Source organism: Pseudomonas sp. 31-12 (assembly GCF_003151075.1).
In the GTDB taxonomy this organism is placed as follows: Bacteria; Pseudomonadota; Gammaproteobacteria; order Pseudomonadales; family Pseudomonadaceae; genus Aquipseudomonas.
This window is the reverse complement of the sequence record NZ_CP029482.1, coordinates 6549203-6565946: the sequence shown is the minus strand read 5'-3', so window position 1 is coordinate 6565946 and position 16744 is coordinate 6549203. Positions and strand designations below refer to the sequence as shown.

Annotated in this window: 16 protein-coding genes; 10 read left to right on the top strand and 6 right to left on the bottom strand. The window is 59.6% G+C overall.

Annotated elements, in window-relative coordinates; translation table 11 throughout:
* Positions 1-166 precede the first annotated feature (166 nt).
* From DJ564_RS31115 to DJ564_RS31095, 5 genes are all read left to right on the top strand, one after another.
* Complete coding sequence (locus DJ564_RS31115) at positions 167-1279, top strand: polyamine ABC transporter substrate-binding protein (RefSeq protein ID WP_109635708.1); 1113 nt, start codon at positions 167-169, stop codon at positions 1277-1279.
* Positions 1280-1467: 188 nt separating this feature from the next.
* Positions 1468-2565, top strand: a complete 1098-nt coding sequence (locus DJ564_RS31110; protein WP_109635707.1) for a polyamine ABC transporter substrate-binding protein — start codon at positions 1468-1470, stop codon at positions 2563-2565.
* 72 nt (positions 2566-2637) lie between these two features.
* Positions 2638-3780: an ABC transporter ATP-binding protein gene (locus DJ564_RS31105; protein ID WP_109635704.1), complete on the top strand. Its 1143-nt coding sequence runs from the start codon at positions 2638-2640 to the stop codon at positions 3778-3780.
* Positions 3781-3815: 35 nt separating this feature from the next.
* The gene (locus tag DJ564_RS31100) at positions 3816-4697 is read left to right on the top strand and encodes an ABC transporter permease subunit (protein ID WP_178082364.1); all 882 of its coding nucleotides are present in this window, start codon (positions 3816-3818) and stop codon (positions 4695-4697) included.
* Positions 4694-5587 carry an ABC transporter permease subunit gene (locus DJ564_RS31095; protein WP_010466694.1) on the top strand — a complete coding sequence of 298 codons (894 nt, stop codon included), beginning with the start codon at positions 4694-4696 and terminating at the stop codon, positions 5585-5587. The genes DJ564_RS31100 and DJ564_RS31095 overlap by 4 nt, the downstream gene beginning before the upstream one ends.
* A gap of 134 nt (positions 5588-5721) precedes the next feature.
* Here the strand turns inward: DJ564_RS31095 and DJ564_RS31090 are convergent, their stop codons facing one another.
* Positions 5722-6363, bottom strand: a complete 642-nt coding sequence (locus DJ564_RS31090; RefSeq protein WP_109635701.1) for an HD domain-containing protein — start codon at positions 6361-6363, stop codon at positions 5722-5724.
* 336 nt (positions 6364-6699) lie between these two features.
* Here DJ564_RS31090 and DJ564_RS31085 point away from each other — a divergent pair, with 336 nt between their 5' ends.
* Complete coding sequence (locus tag DJ564_RS31085) at positions 6700-7665, top strand: GlxA family transcriptional regulator (protein WP_109635699.1); 966 nt, start codon at positions 6700-6702, stop codon at positions 7663-7665.
* Positions 7666-7792: 127 nt separating this feature from the next.
* Here the strand turns inward: DJ564_RS31085 and DJ564_RS31080 are convergent, their stop codons facing one another.
* Together DJ564_RS31080 and DJ564_RS31075 are read right to left on the bottom strand one after the other, a co-directional pair.
* Positions 7793-10204: a penicillin acylase family protein gene (locus DJ564_RS31080; RefSeq protein WP_109636242.1), complete on the bottom strand. Its 2412-nt coding sequence runs from the start codon at positions 10202-10204 to the stop codon at positions 7793-7795.
* Positions 10205-10306: 102 nt separating this feature from the next.
* Positions 10307-10885 (bottom strand): DUF6436 domain-containing protein, encoded by a 579-nt coding sequence (locus DJ564_RS31075; protein WP_109635698.1) that lies wholly within the window; start codon positions 10883-10885, stop codon positions 10307-10309.
* A 97-nt stretch (positions 10886-10982) separates the two neighbouring features.
* Here DJ564_RS31075 and DJ564_RS31070 point away from each other — a divergent pair, with 97 nt between their 5' ends.
* On the top strand, positions 10983-11930 hold the full coding sequence (locus tag DJ564_RS31070) for an alpha/beta hydrolase (RefSeq protein WP_109635697.1): 948 nt from the start codon (positions 10983-10985) through the stop codon (positions 11928-11930).
* Between the two features lie 104 nt (positions 11931-12034).
* On the opposite strand, the gene DJ564_RS31065 is transcribed toward DJ564_RS31070, so the two are convergent.
* The gene (locus tag DJ564_RS31065; RefSeq protein WP_109635695.1) at positions 12035-12787 is read right to left on the bottom strand and encodes a DUF2059 domain-containing protein; all 753 of its coding nucleotides are present in this window, start codon (positions 12785-12787) and stop codon (positions 12035-12037) included.
* 123 nt (positions 12788-12910) lie between these two features.
* On the opposite strand from DJ564_RS31065, the gene DJ564_RS31060 reads away from it, so the two are divergent.
* Entirely contained in the window at positions 12911-13543 is a 633-nt protein-coding gene (locus tag DJ564_RS31060; RefSeq protein ID WP_109635694.1) for a 2OG-Fe(II) oxygenase, read from the top strand.
* 2 nt (positions 13544-13545) lie between these two features.
* Positions 13546-14031 carry a DUF523 domain-containing protein gene (locus DJ564_RS31055; RefSeq protein WP_109635692.1) on the top strand — a complete coding sequence of 162 codons (486 nt, stop codon included), beginning with the start codon at positions 13546-13548 and terminating at the stop codon, positions 14029-14031.
* A 219-nt stretch (positions 14032-14250) separates the two neighbouring features.
* Here the strand turns inward: DJ564_RS31055 and DJ564_RS31050 are convergent, their stop codons facing one another.
* Positions 14251-14838, bottom strand: a complete 588-nt coding sequence (locus DJ564_RS31050) for a transporter substrate-binding domain-containing protein (RefSeq protein WP_109635691.1) — start codon at positions 14836-14838, stop codon at positions 14251-14253.
* A 135-nt stretch (positions 14839-14973) separates the two neighbouring features.
* Between DJ564_RS31050 and DJ564_RS31045 the strand changes: the two genes are divergently transcribed.
* Positions 14974-15399 (top strand): DUF4399 domain-containing protein, encoded by a 426-nt coding sequence (locus tag DJ564_RS31045; protein ID WP_109635689.1) that lies wholly within the window; start codon positions 14974-14976, stop codon positions 15397-15399.
* Positions 15400-15462: 63 nt separating this feature from the next.
* Here DJ564_RS31045 and serA read toward each other — a convergent pair whose 3' ends face one another.
* Complete coding sequence (gene serA / locus DJ564_RS31040) at positions 15463-16692, bottom strand: phosphoglycerate dehydrogenase (protein WP_109635687.1); 1230 nt, start codon at positions 16690-16692, stop codon at positions 15463-15465.
* Positions 16693-16744 lie beyond the last annotated feature (52 nt).

Genomic DNA, 16744 nt, shown 5'->3' with positions numbered 1-16744 from the left:
CTAGGCTCTGGGCGGGAGTCATGAAACTTTCGCTCAGAGCAGTTCTGAAGGGTGGCCTTTCCTTGAAAGTCCGCCTCGGATCTTGCCAGACTAGCCGCGGTTCCAGTTGTCCGGGTTCGGCCGCTGAACAAAGTGGTTCAAAAAAGAAAAATTTGGAGCATTACGCATGAAGGCATTAGGAAAAAAGCTTGCTGGCAAGACACTCCTCGCCCTGTCCCTGATGGGCATAATGGCGAGTGCGGTCCAGGCGGACGACAAGGTGTTGCACGTCTATAACTGGTCCGACTACATCGCTCCGGACACCATCAAGAAGTTCGAAACCGAGTCCGGCATCAAAGTCGTCTACGACGTATTCGACAGTAACGAAACCCTGGAAGCCAAGTTGCTGGCAGGCAAGTCCGGCTACGACATCGTCGTGCCGTCGAACAACTTCCTGGCCAAGCAGATCAAGGCCGGCGTTTACCAGAAGCTGGACAAGTCCAAGCTGCCTAACTGGAAAAACCTGAACACTGACCTGCTCAAGGCGGTGTCGGTGAGCGACCCGGGCAACGAACATGCTTTCCCGTACATGTGGGGTTCGATCGGTATCGGCTTCAACGCCGACAAGGTCAAGGCTGCACTGGGTGCCGATGCGCCAACCAATTCCTGGGACCTGCTGTTCAAACCTGAAAACGCCGCCAAGTTGAAGTCGTGCGGGATCAGTTTCCTCGATTCGCCAACCGAGATGATTCCGGTGGCGTTGCACTACCTGGGCTATCCAACCGACAGCCAGGACAAAAAACAACTGGCCGAAGCCGAAGCACTGTTCCTGAAGATTCGTCCTTCGGTGGGTTACTTCCACTCGTCCAAGTACATCTCCGACCTGGCCAACGGCAACATCTGCGTGGCCGTGGGTTACTCGGGTGACATCTACCAGGCCAAGTCCCGCGCGGCTGAAGCCGGTGACAAGGTGAAAGTCAGTTACAACATTCCGAAAGAAGGTGCCGGCAGCTTCTACGACATGGTCGCCATCCCTAAAGATGCCGAAAACGTCGAAGGCGCCTACAAGTTCATGACCTTCCTGCAGAAGCCGGAAATCATGGCTGAAATCACTAACGCCGTACGCTTCCCGAACGGTAACGCGGCCGCCACGGCATTGGTTGATAAAGAAATCACCGCCGACCCGGGCATCTACCCGCCGGCTGACGTGCTGGCCAAGCTGTACGCGATTGCCGACTTGCCGGCCGCGACCCAGCGGATCATGACCCGCAGCTGGACCAAGATCAAATCGGGTAAATAAGCCGGTTTGAGGCAACAACCTGTTGCCGTCGCCTGCGCGGTGACGGCAACAGGTGTAATTAAATGACAGAAAGTTTTGCTGGAACGGTTTTTCGAGGGTAAGTTGCGCGCCGGTTTTGTTGCTGGGCAGCCATGCCTGTCATGTAACGCGGGGCAACTTGGGCCCAACTAATTTTAGAGGACCTCCACTTGCCTATTTTTTCTTTGTTGCGCAATGCATTACTCGCCGGAGCCGGGCTGACACTCGCTGTCAGTGTCCAGGCCGCCGGCACTGTGCATATTTATAACTGGTCGGACTACATCGGTGCGACCACCCTGGCCGACTTCCAGAAAGAGACCGGCATCAAACCGGTCTACGACGTCTTCGATTCCAACGAAACCCTGGAAGGCAAGTTGCTGGCCGGGCGTTCCGGTTATGACGTGGTCGTGCCGTCCAACCACTTCCTCGGCAAGCAGATCAAGGCGGGTGCTTTCCAGAAGCTCGACAAGAAGTTGCTGACCCACTATTCCAACCTCGATCCGGTTTTGCTCAAGCGACTTGAGCAAAACGATCCGGGTAACCAGTACGCCGTACCGTACCTGTGGGGCACCAACGGCATCGGTTACAACGTCGACAAGATCAAGGCTGTGCTCGGCGTCGACAAGATCGATTCCTGGAGCGCGGTGTTCGAGCCGGAGAACATCAAGAAGCTGCACAGCTGCGGCGTGGCGTTCCTCGATTCCGCCGATGAAATGATGCCCACCGTCCTCAACTACATGGGCCTCAACGCCAACAGCACCAACCCCGAAGATTACAAAAAGGCCGAAGCCAAGTTGCTGGCGGTGCGGCCTTACGTGACGTACTTCCATTCTTCCAAGTACATCGCGGACCTCGCCAACGGCGACATCTGCATTGCCATCGGTTTCTCGGGCGACATGTTCCAGGCCAAGGCCCGTGCGGAAGAAGCCGGCAAAGGCATGAACATCGCCTACTCGATTCCGAAAGAGGGCGGCGCACTCTGGTTCGACATGTTGGCGATCCCCAAGGATGCGGCCAACGTCAAAGAGGCCCACGCCTTCATCAACTATTTATTGAAACCCGAGGTGATCGCACAGGTCAGTGATTCTGTTGGCTATGCGAACCCCAACCCTGGCTCGGACAAGTTGATGGAACAGTCCATCCGCACCGACGAGTCGGTTTATCCACCGCAAGCCGTCCTCGACAAGACCTACGTGTCCGTCGAATTACCACCAAACATTCAACGTTTGATGACCCGCAGCTGGACCAAGGTCAAGTCGGGTAAATAGCTGAAAGGCTCAAACTATCCAAGTTCGCCCACCTCGGGCGTACTGCACTCTTTTTTTCTGGGAGTTTCGTAAATGGCAGTTGCCTCCGGCGCCTATAAGAAAGCCCTCGAGGGCGACCAGACACCTAAACAGGTGTTGGTCAAAATCGACCGGGTCACGAAGAAGTTCGACGAGACGATTGCCGTGGACGATGTGTCCCTGGAAATCAAGAAAGGCGAGATTTTCGCCTTGCTCGGCGGTTCGGGATCGGGCAAATCGACGTTGCTGCGCATGCTCGCAGGCTTCGAACGGCCCACGGAGGGGCGCATTTTCCTCGATGGCGTAGACATCACCGACATGCCGCCGTACGAGCGGCCGATCAACATGATGTTTCAGTCCTACGCGTTGTTCCCGCACATGACCGTGGCGCAAAACATCGCCTTCGGCCTCAAGCAGGACAAAATCCCCGCAGCTGAAGTCGATGCCCGTGTCGCGGACATGCTCAAGCTGGTTCAGATGACGCAATACGCCAAGCGCAAACCGCATCAGTTGTCCGGTGGCCAGCGTCAGCGTGTGGCATTGGCGCGTTCTTTGGCCAAGCGGCCGAAGCTGTTGCTGCTCGACGAACCGATGGGTGCGCTGGACAAGAAGCTACGTTCGCAAATGCAGCTGGAGCTGGTCGAGATCATCGAGCGTGTCGGCGTAACCTGCGTCATGGTGACCCACGACCAGGAAGAGGCCATGACCATGGCCGAGCGCATCGCGATCATGCACCTGGGCTGGATCGCCCAGATCGGCAGCCCGATCGACATCTACGAAACCCCGACCAGCCGCCTGGTCTGTGAATTTATCGGCAACGTCAACATCTTCGACGGTGAAGTGATCGACGATGCCGAAGGCTACGCGACCATCACCTGCAAGGACCTGGACCGCCAGATCTACGTCGGCCACGGCATCAGCACCTCGGTGCAGGACAAATCCGTGACCTACGCGATCCGTCCGGAAAAACTGCTGGTGACGCCGACCATGCCGACCTGCGAATACAACTGGTCCAGCGGCAAGGTCCACGACATCGCCTACCTCGGCGGGCACTCGGTGTTCTACGTCGAACTGCCGAGCGGCAAGATCGTCCAGTCGTTCGTCGCCAACGCCGAGCGCCGCGGCCAGCGCCCAACCTGGGGTGACCAGGTTTATGTGTGGTGGGAAGACGACAGCGGCGTGGTACTTCGCTCATGAACATGCGCAAATTCAAACGCCGCCTCAATCGAATAATTCCCGGTGGCCGCCAACTGGTCATCGGGGTTCCGTTCATTTGGCTGTTCCTGTTCTTCATGTTGCCGTTCTTCATCGTCCTGAAGATCAGCTTCGCCGAAGCCGACGTCGCCATCCCGCCGTACACCGAGATCTACAGCTTCATCGACCAGAAGCTCCAGGTGCTGTTGAACCTGGGCAACTACGCGATGCTGGCCGGCGACGAGTTGTACATCGCCGCCTACCTTGGCTCGCTGAAGATGGCGCTGATCAGCACCGTCCTCTGTCTGCTGATCGGCTACCCGATGGCCTACGCCATTGCCAGTGCCCGTAAAGAGATGCAAACGGTGCTGGTGCTGCTGATCATGATGCCGACCTGGACCGCGATCCTGATCCGCGTGTATGCGTGGATGGGCATCCTCAGCAACAACGGTCTGCTCAACGGTTTCCTGATGACCATGGGCTGGATCGACGAGCCGCTGCAGATCCTCAATACCAACCTGGCGGTGTACATCGGCGTGGTTTATTCCTACCTGCCGTTCATGATCCTGCCGCTCTACGCCAACTTGGTGAAGCACGACAACAGCCTGCTGGAAGCCGCCTCGGACCTGGGTTCGAGCACGTTCAACAGCTTCTGGAAGATCACCATCCCTCTGTCCAAGAACGGCATCGTCGCCGGCTGCATGCTGGTGTTCATCCCGGTGGTGGGTGAGTTCGTGATCCCGGAACTGCTCGGCGGTCCGGAAACCCTGATGATCGGTAAGGTGCTCTGGCAAGAGTTCTTCAACAACCGTGACTGGCCGGTGGCCTCTGCGCTGGCGGTGGTCATGCTGCTGATCCTGATTGTGCCAATCATCTTGTTCAACCGTAGTCAGGCCAAAGAAATGGAGGGTAAAGAATGAAGCGCTTCCGTTTCTCGAGTTTCATGCTGATCGCGGGCTTGCTGTTCATCTACGCGCCGATGCTGATCCTGGTGATCTACTCGTTCAACGCCTCGAAACTGGTAACGGTGTGGGGTGGCTGGTCGATCAAGTGGTACGTCGGTTTGATGGACAACACGCAACTGATGGGCTCGGTGGTGCGCTCGCTGGAAATCGCCTGCTACACGGCGGTGGCGGCGGTGGCACTGGGTACGTTGGCGGCGTTCGTCCTGACCCGTATCACCCACTTCAAGGGTCGCACGCTGTTCGGTGGCCTGGTCACCGCGCCGCTGGTGATGCCCGAAGTGATCACCGGTCTGTCGCTGTTGCTGCTGTTCGTGGCGATGGCGCAGATGATCGGTTGGCCACAGGAACGCGGCATCGTCACCATCTGGATCGCCCACACGACGTTCTGTGCGGCGTATGTGGCGGTGGTGGTCTCGGCGCGCTTGCGTGAGCTGGACCTGTCCATCGAAGAGGCGGCCATGGACCTGGGCGCGCGGCCGTGGAAGGTGTTCTTCCTGATCACCATCCCGATGATCGCGCCCTCGCTGGGTGCCGGCGGCATGATGTCGTTCGCCCTGTCGCTGGATGACCTGGTGTTGGCGAGCTTCGTATCGGGCCCGGGTTCCACGACCCTGCCGATGGAAGTGTTCTCGGCGGTGCGTCTGGGGGTTAAACCCGAGATCAACGCCGTGGCCAGCCTGATTCTGCTGGCGGTATCGCTGATGACCTTCCTGGTCTGGTTCTTCAGCCGCCGTGCCGAAGAAGCGCGCAAGCGTGCGATCCAGCAGGCGATCGAAGAAAGCGCTGCCGACTCCTGGAAACAGCCGGACGTGCGTCGCGCCCAGCAGGCGCCAGAAGCGGCTTAAAGCGTTGGCCACAATTATGTGGCCAACCCCGATCCAAATGTGGGAGCGGGCTTGCTCGCGAAAGCGGTGTATCAGTCGACATCACTATCGACTGACACGGCCTCTTCGCGAGCAAGCCCGCTCCCACAGTCGTTTTAGGAAACCCAAGGGGATTTGCGGATGATCTCGACGAAGTTCATCGGCTTGAACCCTGTCTCGCTGTCCACCAGCACATCTGCGTTCACCGTGCCGAACGTGGTGTCCGGTTTGTGTTTGAAGCCATTGGCGAACGCGCACAGGATGCATTCCTTGAACCCTTCGCCCCGTGGATGCGCATGCACCACTGCCTCACGCTGCACGGTGGGGAATGCCGCGTAGTCGATACCCAGCACATCCATTTCCACACCGGCCGTGACCAGCGCCACGTTAGGCCGCAAGTGTTGCGGCACGCCTGGCGTGGTGTGCAGGGCGATCGACAGCCACACCTGTTCGATATCGCCATCCGACAAGCCATAAGGTTTGAGGAACGCTTTGGCGGCATTCGCGCTATCGACTTCGAAACGCTCGTCGTCGGTGCGATGACCTTCCACCAGGCCCAGGTCATGGAACATGGCGCCGACGTAGAGCATTTCCGGATCGTAGGCCAACTGCTTGCGCTCACCGCTCAGGGCGCCGAACAGGAACACCCGACGTGAGTGGTGATAAAGCAGGTCAGACTCGGCGTCACGGATGTATTCAGTGGTGGCCCGGGCCAACGCGCTGTCAGGGATTTTGATACCGGCAATGATGCTGCTCATGGTGCTTTCCTCGTGGGGAACGCCGTGGCGGCGCTGATGGAACAAGTCTGTTCCCGCCTCCAAAACCGGACAATCGATCCATGGCTGCGATCCCGGCCAATGAGCATGCATATCGCGCCAACCTCGCTTGTTGCGCCCGGATTGGCTAAGTTTGCTCCCGGCGAATACGCTTTTGTGGCGAGGGAGCTTGCTCCCGCTGGGCTGCGAAGCGGCCCCAAAACCTGCAACTCAATTACACCAGGCAAACAGTGGTGACAGGAATGGGAGTGCTGCGCACTCCAGCGGGAGCAAGCTCCCTCGCCACAGGTAAGTGTGATCCGTAGAGGCAATCGAACCATGCAAAAAACCGTTGCCATCGTGGTGTTCGCCGGCGTCCAGTCGCTGGACGTCACCGGTCCCATGGATGTGTTTTCCGAAGCCAATCGTTTCCTCGAGCCGCAAGACCATTACCGTTTGGAGGTCATCGGTGTCGAACGCGGGATGATGGCGTGCTCCAACGGTTTGTCGCTCAATGCCCATCGGCATTTCAGTGAATCGCTGGAGGGCTATGACTTGCTGCTGGTGGCCGGCGGACCGCAGTTGCCGTTCCTGGATTTTGGCGCGGCCTTCGATGCGTGGTTGCGTGATGCCTGTGCGCGCTCGCAGCGGTTTGGCTCGATCTGCAACGGCGCGTTCATGCTCGCCCGGGCTGGATTGCTCGAAGGACGGACCGTTACCACCCATTGGGATGATGCCGCGGCGCTGGCCACGTTGTGCCCGTCGACTCAGGTGGATGCCGATCGCCTCTACGTTCAGGACGGCGGGCTCTTCACCTCGGCCGGGGTGACGGCGGGGATCGATTTGTCGCTGTACTTGCTGGCGCAAGACCACGGGCCGGAAGTGGCATTGAGCGTGGCCAAGCGGCTGGTGGTGTTCACCCAGCGCTCGGGCGGGCAATCGCAGTTCAGTCCATTCCTCACGCCCCATGCCGAACCGACATCGGCGGTGGCGCTGGTGCAGCTCTACGTTCTGGCCAACCTGACCGGCGACTTGACCATTGCCGACTTGGCGAACGCAGCCAACATGAGCGCGCGCAATTTTTCCCGGGTGTTCGCCAAGGAAGCGAAAATCACCCCGGCGGAATTCGTCGAGCGGGCGAGGGTGGATGCGGCGCGGGTGCTGCTTGAAAGTACTCATTCGCCGCTCAAGACCGTGGCGTATCAGTGCGGGTTTCGCGATGCCCAGCATATGCGCACAGTATTCAATCGCCGGCTGGGGGTGACGCCGCAGCAGTTCAGGCAGAACTTTGCGGCGATGGTTTGAACCATGAATATGCGTTGTTCTTGCGGGCCTCATCGCTAGCAGGCTAGCTCCCACAATGGATCTGCGTGCACAGGATCACTGTGGGAGCTAGCCTGCTAGCGATGAGGCCAGTCCAGCCAATACAAATCTACTGAGCACTGCGCGCCGGCAAAAACTTCAACGTACTGCGCGTATTGGCCGTGACTTCTTCGTCATTGAAATGCGCCTCGTAGTAAATCCCTTCGACATACGCCTCAGCCTGGTCGTCGTAATGGCTGTCGAACGGCACGCCACTCTGGCCGACCGGGTTGATGGTCAGGCTGTGGGCCGGGTCGGCGAAGTCGACCAGACGCCGGGTCGACGGGCCATACGTCACCGGCCACGGCGCCGGGCCGATCTTGGCCGAGAGGTTGTTCGGCACTTCATGGGTGCCGGGCGCCGCGAACGGGCCGACGTTGAAGATTCGATCCAGCGGCTTCTGCATGCCCAATGGATGACCATGGGTCAGGGTGTGCGCCTTGCCCCACTGCCATTGCGCGAAGTCAGTGCCAAGGAGGGTCTTGAGATGGGCGATGCTCGCTTGCCAGGCCACTTTCACCGTGTCAGCACGGGTTTCCTTGCCGAGGGTGTTGCGGTTATCCCACCACGGCGAGTCGGCTGTCGCGGCCAGGCGGGGCAGCGCAGCGTCGATCACACGGGTCGAAAGCAAAATCTCGAAAAAATCATCGCCCAGCTCATCGTGCATTGTCGCGTCGGCCAGGTTGAACAGGAGCTGGTTGAACAGCGTGGCGCTGGTGGAATCCAGCGGGTAATCGCCTTTCCATTGCGCCAGTTGCTCGACCAGTTTCCGCTCGGCGGGATCGCTCACCACTTCACGCAGTACCGGCAACAGCGGCGCCAACAGACGCGGGCCGTAAGCGGTGGTGGTGCCCAGTTGCAGCTTCTGGTTGGCCTCGTTGTCCCACTTCACATTCTTGTCGCTGAGCTGGCGATTGAGTTGCTGGCCGCGATCGGCGAGGTTGTAGTAACCGGGAATCTCCATGCCGGTCGGCGAGACAGGCTGGAAGTTGGCCGAGACGATGTAGCCGCGCGCCGGGTTCTCTTCCTGCGGGTTGGCGCTGAACGGGTAGAAGCCTTCCTTGTCCGCCTGATTGGTGCTGCCGTCGAGGATGAAACCGGGCTTCACCCCGGCTGCGCGTTTGGGCAGCAGCGCCGAGGCCCACCAGCCGATGTCGCCCTTGGCGTTGGCGTAGACGATATTCAAGCCCGGCGCCTGAACCTTGGCCGCTGCGGCGCGGGCCTTGGCCAGGGTGTCGGCGCGATTGAGCTGATAGAAACCGTCGAGGATCGGGTTCGGCGTTTCAAGGAACGCCCACCACATGGCCACCGGTGTCTTGCCGGCGGCGGTGCCGAGTGCGTCGTTGATGATCGGGCCGTGGGGCGACTGACGCAGGGTCAACGTGACCGGCGCCTGGCCCTTCACCGCGATCTGTTGCTCAGTGTTGACCATGTCCACCCATTTGCCGCGATACCAGACCTGGTTCGGGTTGTCCGGGTTGACCTTCTCGGCAATCAGGTCGAGGTCGTCGTTCTGGAACATCGTCAGGCTCCAGCCGAAATCCAGGTTGTGGCCGAGAAAGGCAAACGGCACCAGCGCCTGATGATGGCCGTACAGTTCGAACCCCGGCGCCGACAGTTGCGCCTCGTACCACACCGACGGCACCGAGAAACGAATGTGCGGGTCACCGGCCAGAAGCGGTTTGGCGCTTTTGCTGCGGTTACCGGAAATCACCCAGGCATTGCTGCCTTCGAATTGCGGCAGGCCGTTGTCGGCCAGGGCTTGTTCGCTGAGGCGGGCGAGAGCGTTCAGGTCTTTCCAGTCACCGGCGGCGAGGGCGGGGCCAGGTGTGGAGCGCGATTTGGCCAACACACCTTTGGGCTGCCAGTCGAGTTCGAAGATGTTCAGGTACTCGGCACCCAGTTGATCGCGCACAAACGTCAGCAATGGTTCGGTGCGAAATGCGGCGGCGAAACTGTAAGCCATGTAACCGGCGACGCTGATGCTGTCTTCGGCGGTGAAAGGACGCTTGCGGATGCCCAGCACGTCGAACTCCATGGGCGCCGCGTGAGTGTCCTGATACTGGTTGATGCCATCCAGATAGGCTTCCAGCGCCTTCCATGCCGGTGACTGACGATCCAGTGCGGCCACATAACTCTCGGCGCGCTCCCGGATACGCAAGCTGCGGAACAGTTTGTCGGTGTCGATCAGTTTCGGTCCGAGGATTTCGGCCAGCTCACCCCGGGCGAGGCGGCGCATGGCTTCCATCTGGAACAACCGATCCTGAGCCTGCACGTAGCCGAGGGTGCGGTAGAGGTCGGTTTCGTTTTCGGCGCGGATATGCGGCACGCCGCGCTCGTCGTAACGCACGGTCACCGAGCCCTGAAGATGCTGCAACTCCACCTGGCCCTGGCGCGTCGGCTGCTTGATGTACACGTACCCGCCGACCCCGATGACGAGCGTGACGATCAGCAATACAAGTACGGTCAGGACGCGTTTCATGGTGACTCCTTGTTCTTCGGGATTGCCGCCCGTGCGAGCTGCAAACATGTAGCACAGACCTCCTGTGCCGGGCATCGCGGTCCTGGAAAAGTCAGGATTGCCTTACTTCACGCCCTCCGGCCAAGGGCAATAGCAACCGACCGCCAGCGTATGGGTGGCGCCCACCGCGCGGCCTTCACTCAATGCTTGCAGGATGGGCTCGATAAAGCTGTTGTTCGAATTGCAGGTCAGGCCTTCGCTGTACGGGCCGAAATAAGCCAGTTTGCCACTGCGGTCCCAGATCGCCACCGCCGGGCTGGCGGGAATCTGTTCGGAACCCGGGAGCACGGTGATGGTTTTCAGGCCGCTCAAGGTGCTGGGCAACTGACCGTGGCTGCCGGGTTTTTGTACCGCGTAAAACTCCACACCCTGCGGTACGTAGTGCTCGACCAGTTCGGTCAGGTGTTGTTGATTGCCGACATTGCACGGACAGGCCGGGTCCCAGAAATGCACCAGGCGAATGGCGCCGGGGCCGGCGAGATCGTCGGGCAGGCGCAGTGGGTCGCCGGAAAATACCGCAGTGTGCGAGCTGAAAGCGCGCAGGTAGCGACCCTGAAACCAGTCATAGGCCGCCCACAAGACGCCGGCGCACACGAGGGCGAGCAGGCTGGCAAGCAGTGTGGTGCGGTAGGCCGGACGCATGGGTTTCAATCCTCGAAGGGCGGCTAGCTTGCCATGCTTGCCGCGACAGATGAATATCGCAGGCCCATAAAGTCTGTTTAGCGCTCTGGAATAGTTCATGTCTGCCACTTTCGACCCCGATCATTTGCGTGCCAGCCTGCGGCCACTGGCCGAGTGGCAGCCGCTTTCCGTGGAAGCGCTGGCCTATCAGCGGTTCTACGGTCTGGATTTTCCGGGACGAACGCAGCGCAGCGGGCTGGGGCGTTTCGAGGTCGATGGCTATGAAGTGGTCAGCCAGGTCTGGTGGCCCGAGCGGGCGAAGGCGACGTTGTTTCTGTTCCACGGCTTCTACGACCACACCGGGCTCTACCGGCATGTCATCGAGTGGGCGCTGGATCAGGGCTTCGCGGTGATTGCCTGCGACTTGCCGGGGCATGGTCTGTCCAGCGGCGAGCGGGCGAGCATCAAGGATTTCGCCGAGTATCAGCACACGCTGCAAGGGTTGTTTGCCGAGGCGCAGTCGCTGGATCTTCCGCAGCCATGGCACCTGTGTGGGCAGAGCACCGGCGGCGCGATTGTGATCGATCATGTGCTCAACCAGGGCGTGAACAGTCCGGCCCAGGGTCAGGTGATTCTGTTTTCACCGCTGGTTCGACCGCGCGCCTGGGGCTGGTCACAGCTCAGTTATTACTTGCTCAAACCTTTCGTGAAAGCCATCGCCCGGCGCTTCAGCGAGAACTCCAACGACCCGGACTTCTTGCCGTTCCTGCAAGCCGATCCGTTGCAGCCGCTGCGACTGCCAACGGCGTGGGTTGGGGCGTTGGCGCGGTGGATCAAGCGCATCGAGGCAGCGCCGAACAGCCCACGGCGACCGCTGATTGTGCAGGGGCAGGCGGACATGACGGTGGATTGGGAGCATAACCTTGAGGTGTTGAAGGCCAAGTTTGATCGGCCGCAGGTGTTGATGCTGCCGGAGGCGCGGCATCATTTGGCGAATGAGACTCTGGCGATGCGGGAGGAGTATTTCGGGTTTTTGAGCAAGCGGATCAAGGGCCGGAATCTTTAGCGACCGTTAGGGCCTCTTCGCGAGCAAGCCCGCTCCCACAGTTGAAATGCATTCCAATGTGGGAGCGGGCTTGCTCGCGAAGGCGGTGTATCAGGCGCTAAAGATTACTGGCTGAGATTCGCCGGATCCTGCCCCACCGCCAACCCCGCCCGAATCGCCGCCAACGCCGCCTGGTAATACGCCTTGCCCTCGGTGGACTCGGCAAACGTGGCGAACTCTTCCAGTTCTTCATCCGACAAGTCGCGATAGACATACAGCAGCGTGTTGTTCAGATCGGCCCCGATCTGATCCATCAACCGCTGGCGCTGACCGTTCAACATTCCCTGAGCCTGACCACCGCCGAGCAACCCCGGGATCATCGAACTCAGGCTGTCAGCCGCGACGCCGGCAATCGCCAGGCTGACTTCTGCGCCAGCCTCGCGAGCTGGCAGGGCTTGGGCCAGGTGGCCGATGATCAGCATGCGGCTGTCGCTGGCTTGAATTTTCGGCAAGCCCTTGGCGTTTTTTGCCAGTTGGTCGCGGCGGGTCGCCAGCAGTTCGGCGGCGACGATTTTCTTGCCCAGGGGCGATTGAAAGAAGGTCAGTGCGGGCTTCGGATCGGCGAGGCTTTTGCGCAGTTGCGCTTCGGCGCGCTGGTCCACGGCCTGGGGGGCGAAGCGTTGATTGCTGTTGTTGACCAAGGCTTGGAACACCGCCGGTGGCAGGCTGTTCTGGTAGCGCTGTTGGGCGGCTGAGAGGGCGTCGTTAAAATGCGCGCGCTGATCTGGCCAACCGGCGACCTTGTACAACTGGTCGTGGCCGTCTGCCCAAGCGGGCAACACACAGAGCATCAGCAGTGAAAAAAGCAAACGGCGCATAGGGACTCCTGTCAGCAGGCGACTATTCTCCGTGCGGCTTTCGTACTTGTCGAGAATTCGTATCAGTAATCCGACAAATCCTCCGCCGCGCGGCTCTGTCGGATTTGCAGGCACAGGAATACTATGCGCGCCATGCAAATATCCTCTGATCACCCGCTGCTGTTACGTATCGTCGACGACCTGGCCGAGCGCGGCTGGTCGCAGCAGAATATTTTCCTGCCTCTGGGTCTGACCCGGGAACTGGCGGCTGAGTGCCGTAAACGTGCAGCCGAGGGCGAACTGGCCCCGGCGGCCGTGGGACGCGGGCCAACGTCGGAGATTCGCGAGGGCATTCGCGGCGACCACATCCAGTGGCTCGAACCCGGTCAGGCGGTGGCGTGCGACAGTTACTTGGGTTTGATGGACAGTCTGCGCGAGGCGATGAATCGCGGGCTCTTCCTGGGCCTGGAAGATTTCGAAAGCCATTTCGCGCTGTACCCGCCCGGGGCGTTTTACCTCAAGCATGTCGATCGTTTTCGTGATGATGACCGGCGCATGGTCTCGGCAGTGATCTACCTCAACGACGCCTGGCTACCCGAGCACGGCGGTCAGTTGCGCATGTACCTGAAGGGCGGCGTCGAACACGATGTGGTGCCCACCGGCGGATGCCTGGTGGTGTTCCTGTCGGGCGAGGTGCCCCACGAAGTCCTGCCCGCGACCCGGGATCGCCTGTCATTGACGGGTTGGTTCCGCCGTCGTGGTAACGAGCCGTTCTGATCATGCAGAAAATTCTGGTAAGCCGCTGCCTGCTGGGCCACCGCGTGCGGTACGACGGCGGGGCGAGCGGGCCGTTCGATCAGCTGCAGCAGTGGCTTGATGAGGGGCGGGTGGTGCCGCTGTGCCCAGAGGTTGCCGGTGGTTTGCCGACACCCAGGGCCGCGGCGGAAATTCCGGGCGGGCAGGGCGGTGAAGTGCTGGATGGCCACGCCTCTGTGATCAACACCGAGGGAGAGGACGTGAGTGCCGAGTTTCTTTCGGGGGCCTATCAGGCGTTGGAACTGGTGCAAAAGCACGGCATCCGGATTGCGGTGCTCAAGGCTAATAGCCCGTCTTGCGGGAATTTGTTGACCTATGACGGGACGTTCAGTGGAGTGAAGGTGAGTGGCGAGGGAGTGACTGCGGCGTTGCTCAGGCGTCACGGCGTTCAGGTTTTCAGCGAACTGGAGATGGTTGAGGTGGCGGTGGCTTTGGGGGCTTTGGGCTGATCCAGAATCCAACCCCTCACCCTAACCCTCTCCCCAAGGGGCGAAGGGACTGACCGAGGTGTCAGACGCTATTCATCGACCTGAAAGATCGAGTCGATTATGGATTCAACACAAAGACTTTCAGGTCGCAAAATTTCTACAGATCCCCACGATCAGTCCCCTCGCCCCCTTGGGGAGAGGGTTAGGGTGAGGGGCTGGATCTAGAGAGCGACAAAATTCTCAAGGTTTGGGCGCCACACTCGCCTCCGCCCCAAACCATTTCTGCTCCAGTGCCCCCAGTCGCCCATCCGCCTTGATCCGCTTCAAAGCAGCTTCCAGGCTCGCTTGAAATGCCGGATTGCCTTTCTGAAACGGAATCGCCAGGTCCACAGCCGGGGCGGCTTTCGGCTTTTCTTCCGTCAGCGACTGCACCAGCAGGATCGAACGTGGCTCTTCTTCCTTCTGCGCGATCAATGGCGCATCGGTGTGAATGTAAGGCTCGGTGAAGTCGAAACGATCTTTCAGTTCCGGGGTCATTGCTATGTGGTTGATGGCGATGTCGTATTTACCGGTTTCAACACCGGGCAACAGATCATTGGAATCAGTGACGACAAAGTCGGCCCGCACATCCAGCTCACTGGCCAGCAGTTGGCCCAATTCGACTTCGAAACCGGTGAGCTTGCCGTCGTCCTTGAAATTGAAGGGCGGTGTATTAGCCTCAAGAGCAATTCGCAATTCGCCGCGGTCGAATACATCGTCAATCAGTTCGGCATGAGCCAAAGGGCTCAAAAGGGGTAGCAGGCAGATCAGGCCAGGCAAAAAACGCATGGTCACTCCTTTGAATTCATTATTGCGATGCGCTGGTTCAGGCTCGCTTTGCTATGGTTGTCGAGATCCTTCGACAACGAATGGCCGTGAAGTTGTCTCGGCCACGCGGATTTTACGGAAAAACTGGAGAAGAGAATGAAAACGTTTATGTCACGTGCTGCGTTGACTGGCCTGCTGATGGGCGTTTCGGTGCTGGCCAGTGCGGCTACACCGGCACCCAAGGGTGCTGAAGTGTCCATTGTTTCTCCTGAAGATGGTGGGACTGTCCCGCAAACTTTCAAAGTCAAATTCGCTGTTGAGAACGTTGCGTTGGCGCCAGCGGGCGATACCACCAAGAATACTGGTCACCACCATTTGCTGATTGATGCCAAGGATGTCGTGGCTGCAGGGGCAGTCATCCCGGCAGATGCCAATCACGTTCATTTCGGCAAGGCGCAAACCGAAACCGAGCTGACGCTGACACCTGGCAAGCACACCTTGCAGTTGGAGTTGGGCGACATGAACCATATGGCCTTCGATCCACCGATCGTCTCCGAGAAGATCACCGTCAACGTTAAGTAACGTTAGTAGCGCCCATGAAAAAGGAGCCCCGAAGGGCTCCTTTTTTTGTCGCTCACGTCACTGTCAGAACAACACGCGGCAACGAATGGTGCCGTTGATGTGCTGCAGCTTCTCTTGGGCAATTTCCGAGTAATCGGCGTCGACGTCGATCACCACGTAGCCGACTTTCTCGTTGGTCTGCAGGAACTGACCGGAGATGTTGATGCCGTTTTCGGCGAAGACCTTGTTGATCTCGCTCATCACACCCGGGATGTTCTCGTGGATGTGCAGCAGGCGGTGCTTGCCAGGGTGAGCCGGCAGGGCCACTTCCGGGAAGTTCACGGACGATACCGACGTACCGTTGTCGCTGTACTTGACCAGTTTCTCTGCCACTTCCAGGCCGATGTTGGCTTGCGCTTCAGCGGTGGAACCGCCGATGTGCGGGGTCAGGATCACGTTGTCCAGGCCACGCAGCGGGCTTTCGAACTCTTCGTCGTTGGAGCGAGGCTCCACCGGGAACACGTCGATGGCCGCGCCGATCAGGTGCTTGTCCTTGATCGCGTCCGCCAGAGCGTCCAGTTCGACCACGGTGCCGCGAGCCGCGTTGATCAGGATGCCGCCCTTCTTGATGGCGCGGATTTCCTTCTCGCCGATCATCCACTGGGTCGCCGCGGTTTCCGGAACGTGCAGGGTGACGATGTCGGACATGCCCAGCAGATCGTGCAGGTTGCCGACCTGAGTGGCGTTGCCCAGTGGCAGCTTGGTCACGGTGTCGTAGAAGTACACCTGCATGCCCAGGCCTTCCGCCAGGACCGACAATTGCGTACCGATCGAGCCGTAACCGACGATGCCCAGCTTCTTGCCGCGGATCTCGAAGGAGTTAGCCGCGCTCTTGATCCAGCCGCCACGGTGGCAGGAAGCGTTTTTCTCAGGAATGCCGCGCAGCAACAGGATCGCTTCGGCCAGCACCAGCTCGGCAACGGAGCGAGTGTTGGAGTACGGTGCGTTGAACACCGCGATGCCGCGTTCGCGAGCCGCGTTCAGGTCGACCTGGTTGGTGCCGATGCAGAAACAGCCGACAGCCACCAGTTTCTTCGCGTGATCGAAGATCTCTTCGGTCAGTTGAGTGCGAGAGCGAATGCCGATGAAGTGCGCATCAGCGATCTTTTCCTTCAGCTGGGCTTCCGGCAGAGAACCGGTGAGGTACTCGATGCTGGTGTAGCCCGCCGACTTGAGAACGTCGACAGCCGATTGGTGGACGCCTTCGAGAAGAAGGAACTTGATCTTGCTCTTATCGAGAGAAGTCTTGCTCATCTGCGTAAACCTGTATCCCGGAGAAAAATGGCAGGAAGCCAGCAGACGCTGA

Bases quoted from the DNA above. Each gene is read 5' to 3' on its own strand.
- DJ564_RS31115 (WP_109635708.1), top strand. From the start codon at position 167: ATGAAGGCATTAGGAAAAAAGCTTGCTGGCAAGACACTCCTCGCCCTG.
- DJ564_RS31105 (WP_109635704.1), top strand. From the start codon at position 2,638: ATGGCAGTTGCCTCCGGCGCCTATAAGAAAGCCCTCGAGGGCGACCAG.
- DJ564_RS31095 (WP_010466694.1), top strand. From the start codon at position 4,694: ATGAAGCGCTTCCGTTTCTCGAGTTTCATGCTGATCGCGGGCTTGCTG.
- DJ564_RS31090 (WP_109635701.1), bottom strand. From the start codon at position 6,363: ATGAGCAGCATCATTGCCGGTATCAAAATCCCTGACAGCGCGTTGGCC.
- DJ564_RS31085 (WP_109635699.1), top strand. From the start codon at position 6,700: ATGCAAAAAACCGTTGCCATCGTGGTGTTCGCCGGCGTCCAGTCGCTG.
- DJ564_RS31080 (WP_109636242.1), bottom strand. From the start codon at position 10,204: ATGAAACGCGTCCTGACCGTACTTGTATTGCTGATCGTCACGCTCGTC.
- DJ564_RS31075 (WP_109635698.1), bottom strand. From the start codon at position 10,885: ATGCGTCCGGCCTACCGCACCACACTGCTTGCCAGCCTGCTCGCCCTC.
- DJ564_RS31070 (WP_109635697.1), top strand. From the start codon at position 10,983: ATGTCTGCCACTTTCGACCCCGATCATTTGCGTGCCAGCCTGCGGCCA.
- DJ564_RS31065 (WP_109635695.1), bottom strand. From the start codon at position 12,787: ATGCGCCGTTTGCTTTTTTCACTGCTGATGCTCTGTGTGTTGCCCGCT.
- DJ564_RS31060 (WP_109635694.1), top strand. From the start codon at position 12,911: ATGCGCGCCATGCAAATATCCTCTGATCACCCGCTGCTGTTACGTATC.
- DJ564_RS31055 (WP_109635692.1), top strand. From the start codon at position 13,546: ATGCAGAAAATTCTGGTAAGCCGCTGCCTGCTGGGCCACCGCGTGCGG.
- DJ564_RS31050 (WP_109635691.1), bottom strand. From the start codon at position 14,838: ATGCGTTTTTTGCCTGGCCTGATCTGCCTGCTACCCCTTTTGAGCCCT.
- DJ564_RS31045 (WP_109635689.1), top strand. From the start codon at position 14,974: ATGAAAACGTTTATGTCACGTGCTGCGTTGACTGGCCTGCTGATGGGC.
- serA (WP_109635687.1), bottom strand. From the start codon at position 16,692: ATGAGCAAGACTTCTCTCGATAAGAGCAAGATCAAGTTCCTTCTTCTC.